Annotated in this window: 6 protein-coding genes; 1 reads left to right on the top strand and 5 read right to left on the bottom strand. The window is 73.5% G+C overall.

Going from position 1 to position 6,731, the window contains the following annotated elements; all coding sequences use genetic code 11:
* Positions 1-61: 61 nt before the first annotated feature.
* The 5 genes from ACWDSL_RS34005 to ACWDSL_RS34025 form a co-directional block, all read right to left on the bottom strand.
* Complete coding sequence (locus ACWDSL_RS34005) at positions 62-1,042, bottom strand: aldo/keto reductase (protein ID WP_450491805.1); 981 nt, start codon at positions 1,040-1,042, stop codon at positions 62-64.
* 59 nt (positions 1,043-1,101) lie between these two features.
* A complete protein-coding gene (locus ACWDSL_RS34010; RefSeq protein WP_450491806.1) occupies positions 1,102-1,776 on the bottom strand; it encodes a response regulator in 675 nt (224 codons plus the stop codon).
* On the bottom strand, positions 1,773-3,128 hold the full coding sequence (locus tag ACWDSL_RS34015) for a sensor histidine kinase (RefSeq protein WP_450491807.1): 1,356 nt from the start codon (positions 3,126-3,128) through the stop codon (positions 1,773-1,775). The genes ACWDSL_RS34010 and ACWDSL_RS34015 overlap by 4 nt, the downstream gene beginning before the upstream one ends.
* Entirely contained in the window at positions 3,125-4,084 is a 960-nt protein-coding gene (locus ACWDSL_RS34020; protein WP_450491808.1) for a hypothetical protein, read from the bottom strand. The genes ACWDSL_RS34015 and ACWDSL_RS34020 overlap by 4 nt, the downstream gene beginning before the upstream one ends.
* Before the next feature lie 99 nt (positions 4,085-4,183).
* Entirely contained in the window at positions 4,184-4,954 is a 771-nt protein-coding gene (locus ACWDSL_RS34025; protein WP_014180692.1) for an IclR family transcriptional regulator, read from the bottom strand.
* A 131-nt stretch (positions 4,955-5,085) separates the two neighbouring features.
* On the opposite strand from ACWDSL_RS34025, the gene ACWDSL_RS34030 reads away from it, so the two are divergent.
* Positions 5,086-6,615 carry an aldehyde dehydrogenase (NADP(+)) gene (locus ACWDSL_RS34030; protein ID WP_450491809.1) on the top strand — a complete coding sequence of 510 codons (1,530 nt, stop codon included), beginning with the start codon at positions 5,086-5,088 and terminating at the stop codon, positions 6,613-6,615.
* Positions 6,616-6,731 lie beyond the last annotated feature (116 nt).

Consider the following 6,731-nt stretch of genomic DNA (forward strand, 5'->3'; position numbering starts at 1 on the left):
CGAGCCCGAGCCCGAGCCCGAGCCCGAGCCTCAGCCTGCGTACCGGAACACTCGCGTCCCGTCAGCTGTGACCCATGATGGGGCGCGGGCGGTACGGCGCCTCCAGACGGGCCACTTCCTGCTCGTCGAGCCGCAGTTCGACCGCGGCGACCGCGTCCTCCAGATGGCCGACCTTGGTGGCCCCCACGATCGGCGCGGTCACCGCGGGCCTGCCGAGCAGCCAGGCGAGCGCGATCTGTGCCGGGCTCACCCCGCGCTCCTCGGCCACGGCACGGGTGGCGTCCACGATGTCGAACTCGGCGTCCGCGTACCACCGCTCGACCAGCGTGTCGTCGCCCGCCCGGACCGTGGTCCCGGCGCCGTCCCGGCCGCGGGTCCCGGTGAGCAGCCCGCGCGCCAGCGGGCTCCACGGGATCACCCCCACGCCCTGGTCCAGGCAGAACGGGTTCATCTCCCGCTCCTCCTCCCGGTACAGCAGGTTGTAGTGGTTCTGCATCGAGATGAACCGGGTCCAGCCCGCCACCGCCGCCGTGTGCTGGGCCTTGGCGAACTGCCAGGCGAACATGGACGACGCGCCGATATAGCGCGCCTTGCCCGCCCGTACGACGTCGTGCAGCGCCTCCATGGTCTCGTCGATGGGCGTCTCGGGGTCCCATCGGTGGATCTGGTAGAGGTCGACATGGTCGGTGCCGAGACGCCGCAGCGAGGCGTCGATGCTCGCCATGATGTGCTTCCGGGACAGCCCGCGGTCGTTGGGGCCCGGGCCCATCGGCATATAGACCTTGGTGGCCAGCACATAGTCGTCCCGGCCGGCGAAGAGCTCACGCAGCAGCTCGCCCGTGACCTCCTCGCTTCTGCCGTTGGAGTACATATCGGCGGTGTCGAAGAACGTCACGCCGCTCTCGACCGCCCGCCGCACGATCGGCCGTGACGCGTCGATGTCCAACTGCCACGGGCGGTGCTCGGGGTTGCCGAAGCTCATCATCCCCAGGCAGATCCGCGACACCTTGATCCCGGACTGTCCCAGGCGGGCGTACTCCATGCGTCTCACCTTCCACTTCCGCTTGATCCGTCACAGCAGATCACTTGGGCGCCCGCGTGTCAGCCCGGTTTGACGAAACCGCACTCGTATGCCGCGATGACCGCCTGGGTGCGGTCCCGTACGCCGAGCTTGGCGAGCACCGTGGCCACATGGGTCTTGACCGTGGCCGGGGCGACGGTCAGCCGGTCGGCGATCTCGGCGTTGGACAGCCCGGCGGTCATCAGCCGCAGCACCTCGGCCTCCCGCTCGGAGAGCCGGTCGCGCAGCGCCCGCGCCCGGCCGTCGCGCCCGGTGGCATACGCGGCGGCCAGCGCCCGCACCGCGGCGGGGAACAGGAGCGAGTCGCTGCGCGCCACGAGCCGCACCGCCTGCACCAACTCGTCGGCGCGGGCCCGCTTGAGCAGAAAGCCGCTGGCTCCCGCGCGCAGCGCGTCGTACACATAGCTGTCGTTCTCGAAGGTCGTCACGACGATCACGCGCGGCGGTTCGGGCACGGTCGCAAGGATCCGCTCGGTGGCGCGGATGCCGTCGATCTCGGGCATCCGGACGTCCATCAGCACGATGTCCGGGCGGAGTTCGAGGACCAGCGGGATGGCCTCGGCGCCGGTGCCCGCCTCGCCGACGACCTCCAGGTCCGGCTCGCTGGACAGGATCGCGCGCAGCGCGGTGCGCACCATCCGCTCGTCGTCGGCGAGCACGATACGCAGCGGGGTGTCCGGTAGTGGGGTGCTCACCGGACCGTCCCCAGGGGGATCCGGACCGTCAGCCGCCAGCCGTCCCCGGAGCCGCCCTCGGAGCCGTCCCCGGTCGGGCCCCAGGCGCAGCTGCCGCGCAGCAGCTCCGTACGCTCGGCGATCCCGCGCAGGCCACGGCCGCCGCCGGTGCGCTGCCGCCGGGCGGCCCCGCTCACCCGCTCCACCGGGTTCTCCATCGTGATCTCCAACTCCCTTTCCTCTGTGGCGCGTTCGACGATCCGCAGCCTGACCGGCACCCGGCCCGCATGGCGCAGCGCGTTGCTGAGCCCTTCCTGCACGATGCGGTACGCCTCGCGGGACACGGCGGGCGGCAGCCGGTCGAGCGGGCCGGGGGCGGTCAGTACGACGGTGACGCCCGCCGCCCGGGTCCGGGCCAGCAGCCCGTCCAGTTCGGCGAGGGTGGGGGCGGGCGCCGTACGGTCCCCGCCGTTCCCGTTCCCATTCCCGTTCTTGTCCCCGCTTCCGTTCGCGCTCTCGTTGTCCTCCCGCAGCAGGCCCAGCACGCTGTCGAGTTCCCCCACCGCGTCGCGCGTGGTCTCCTCGATCGCCGCCAGCGCCTGCCGGGCGAACTCCGGGTCCGCGTCGAGGACCTTGCGCGCCGCGCTCGCCTGCAAGGTCACCGCGCTCAGCGCATGCCCGACGGAGTCGTGCAGCTCGCGGGCGAGGCGGTTGCGGGAGGCGAGGCGCGCGGCCCGCTCCTCGGCGGCGGCGAGCCGGTCGGCGGGCGTGGGCCCGAGCAGCGCGGGCGCACAGCGGGCCAGCAGCGCCCCCGCGCCGGCGGCCACCGCGGCCACGGCCGCCAGCAGCAGGATCCCGGCGGCGGGGGCGAGCGCGCGGGCGGAGTCGAAGGCGGTCGGCCAGACCAGGCCCCTGGCGTACGACTTGTCGGTGAACGGCAGCGCGACCAGCAGCGCCGCGGCGGGCGGCAGCGCGAGGGTGACCGCGCTGACCAGGCCGCCGACCGCCAGGTGCAGCCCGTACCACAGGGCGGCGCGGCTGCGCGCGTCCCAGGACGTGGCGGGCCCGGCCGCGAGTTCGGCGGGCTCGGCGAGCCCGCACAGCGAGCGCGCGGCCGTGGCCTCCAGAGGGCGTACGAGCGGGAAGAGCGCGGTCAGTACGGCCGGCGGCAGGGCCAGGGCGTACGTGGCGAGCTGCCACCCCAGCGAGTCGAGGGGCCGGGCGCCCGGGACGAGCGCCACCAGGACGACGCCGGTCAGCAGGAAGTACGGCATCAACAGGGCCCCGCCGAGCACCAGATGCACCCAGCGCAGCCGGGCCGCCCGCCCCAGCGCGGCCCGGGCGCACCGCCGCCACCACACCACGGGCGTCATGCCTCCCGGCGCGCCGCGGCGCGTTCGCTGAAGAAGTAGGCGCCGGCCACCAGGACGAGCAACCCGACGATCATCTGCCCAGCGTAGGTCACGCTCATCAGCCCGGTGGGCGCCCTGTCGTCGTCCTTCCCGGCGGTCAGCCCGGCCAGGGTGAGCCAGCCGCCCCAGCAGGCCAGCGCCCCCGACCCGACCCAGGCCAGCGCCAGCGGCAGGCTCAGCGGGACCCGGCGCCCGGCGCGGAAGGCGAGCATGAGCGCGCCCGCGGCGGTGGCGAGCGCGAACAGCACGTAGATGGCCTCGACGATGTAGAAGTCGCTGCCCCGCTCCGCGGCCCTGGCCTCGCTCAGCCCGGCGGCCGAGCCGCCGGCCCACAGCAGATGCACTACGGCGGGCGGCAGGACGAGCACGGTGGCGACCACGGCGGTCAGGCGCTGCGCCGGGCGGGTGGGGCCGTCGGCGGGCAGATCGGCGAGGCGCCCGCGCCACAGCCCGCCCCAGCGGTCGCGGGCGTACAGCACGAACAGGGCGCCCAGGGCCAGCCCTTGGACGATGAAGCCGCCGTAGACGACGCCGAAGACCCAGTCGGCCAGGAACGCGCCATGCTCATTGTCCTGTTGGGCTGTCTTCGTGAACCCGAGCGCCCCGGCCGCCAGTTGGGCCGGGAAGCCGGTCATGATCGGCGCGAGCAGGCCGCAGGCGCACCAGACGGGCAGCGCCAGCAGCCAGGCCGGGACGCGTCGGCCCCAGGGGCGGGTGAGCAGCAGGGCGAGGACGACGACGGCGGCGTCCATGACGACCGACACGGCGTTGACGGCGATCATCGCGGTCCGCTCGCCCGGCTCGCGCAGCTCACTGCCCTCGGGGATGCCGAGGTGACTCCCAGCGATCCAGGCGGCCTTGAGGCCGATGTAGGGGAGGCAGGCGGCGATGGCAATGGCGCGCAGGGCTTTTCTCATGCACACCAGCCTTCTGGCGGGCCGCCGGCCACGCTTCATCCCGTGCGACGATCCGCCTCCGCCGCACGGGTGAGGCGGACCTCGTCCCCGTACAGGGGGTCAGAGGCGGCGGGTCGCGAGGGTGAGGCGGTCGCGGGCGTCGAAGAGCGCGTCCTTGATCATCTGCTCATGGGCCGGGGTGAGCCTGGCCACCGGCACCGAGCAGCTGATCGCGTCCCGCGAGGGCGTGCGGTAGGGGATCGCGATGCCGAAGCAGCGCAGCCCCAGCGTGTTCTCCTCGCGGTCCACCGCGTACCCCTGCTCGCGGATGAGGTGCAGCTCCTCGATGAGCTTTTCGCGGTCGGTGATGGTGTGCTCGGTGAGCGCGCCAAGGGTCTCCGGCAGCATCTTGCGCACCTGCTCATCGGAGTACGTGGCCAGCAGCGCCTTGCCCAGCGAGGTGGAGTGGGCGGGCAGCCGGCGGCCGACGCGGGTGAAGGGGCGCAGATAGTGCTGGGACTGGCGGGTGGCGAGGTAGACCACGTTGGTGCCGTCGAGCCGGGCGAGGTGGATGGTCTCGGTGGTGTCGTCCGAGAGCCGGTCCAGGGTCGGCCGGGCGGCGGCCACGACCTCGTCGCCGTCGATGTACGAGGTGCCGACCAGCAGGGCGCGTACGCCGATGCCGTAGCGGGTGCCGGTCGCGTCGGTCTCCACCCAGCCGAGCTCCACCAGGGTGCGCAGCAGCATGTAGAGGGAGGACTTGGGGTAGCCCACGGCTTCCTGGACGGCGGCCAGGCTGTGCATACCTGGTCGGCCGGCGAAGAATTCCAGCAGCTCGACCGTACGGACCGCCGACTTGACCTGGGCCCCACCCGTCTCGGCAGTTGACATCGCCTTGACCCCTTTGTTCGACCAGCCATAGAGTCCCGACAGAGTTCACTATCAGGGACAGCGTTCAGCATATCGAACAACAGCCGAGGTGCGGGACGCAAGCAGCGGCAACACAGCAGGAGGATTCCGCGGTGTCAGCACCAGTGTGGAGCGTCGACCCCCGAACCGGGAAGCAGCGGGAGCAGGTCGCGATCGAAGCCACCGCCGAGGAGATCGACCGCGTGGTGCGTGCGGCCCACGAGGCACGCGGCTCCCTGGCCGACCGTACGGTGCGCGCCGCCTTCCTGCGCACCGCCGCCGACCGCCTCGACGAGGCGAAGGACCAGATCGTCGAGGCGGCCGACGCCGAGACCGCGCTGGGCCCCGTCCGGCTCACGGGCGAGCTCGCCCGCACCACCTACCAGCTGCGGGCCTTCGCCGACATCGTGGACGAGGGCGGCTTCCTCGACGTACGCGTCGACCACGCCGACGCCACCCAGACCCCGCCCTGGCCCGATCTGCGCCGCTACAAGGTGCCGCTCGGCGTCGTCGCCGTCTACGCCGCCAGCAACTTCCCGCTCGCCTTCTCCGTGCCCGGCGGCGACACCGCCAGCGCGCTCGCCGCGGGCTGCCCGGTCGTCGTCAAGGCACACCCCGACCACCCCGCCACCTCCGAGGTGACCGCCGCCGCGCTGCGCCGCGCCGCCGAGGAGTCCGGGCTGCCGGTGGACGTGGTCTCGGTGGTGCACGGCTTCCAGGCGGGCATCGAGCTGGTCAAGCACCCGCTGATCACCGCCGCCGGCTTCACCGGCTCGATCCGCGGCGGACGCGCCCTGTTCGACGCCGCCGCGGCCCGGCCGGTGCCGATCCCCTTCCACGGCGAGCTGGGCAGCCTCAACCCCGTCGTGATCACCGAGGCCGCGGCGGCCGAGCGCGCCGAGCAGATCGGCGCGGGCCTGGGCGGATCGATGACGCTCGGCATGGGCCAGTTCTGCACCAAGCCCGGCTTTGTGCTGGCCCCGGCGGGCGAGGCGGGCGACCGGCTGGTGAAGTCCCTCACCGACGCGGTCAGCAACAGCGAGGCCGGTGTGCTGCTCGACCACCGGATGCGCGACAACTTCGTCGCCGGGGTCAAGGAGCGGGCGGAGCTCCCCGAGGTGGACGCCCCGGTCACCCCCGGCTCCGGCGGTGAGCACACGGTCAGCGCCGGCTTCCTGACCGTCCCGGCGCGGCTGCTCGCCGAGGAGGGGCAGCACGATGTGCTGCTGGAGGAGTGCTTCGGCCCGGTGACCGTGCTCGCCCGCTACGAGAGCGACGCCGACATCGCGGCCGTGCTCGGACGGCTGCCGGGCAACCTCACCGCCACCGTCCACCTCTCCGAGGCCGAGGGCGAAGGCAGCGAGGGCCGGGCCTCCGAGCTGCTGGCCGAGCTCACCCCGCTCGCCGGCCGCGTCCTGGTCAACGGCTGGCCGACCGGCGTCGCCGTCGCCCCGGCCCAGCACCACGGCGGCCCGTACCCGGCCACCACCTCCACCTCCACCTCGGTCGGCGGCACCGCCATCGAGCGCTGGCTGCGGCCGGTCACCTACCAGGACACCCCGGCCGCGCTGCTGCCGCCGGAGCTGCGCGACGAGAACCCGCTGGGGCTGCCCCGCCGGGTGAACGGGCGCCGGGAGGCCTGACGGCACCTGGGTACGACTGGGTACGACGCTGCGGGCGGGACCGGCCGGTCCCGCCCCCCCCCGGTGGGGTCACGGGACCCCGGGTGGGGTTACGGGCGCGGCGGCTCGAAGGCAAT

This window comes from Streptomyces sp. NPDC000941 (assembly GCF_053599555.1).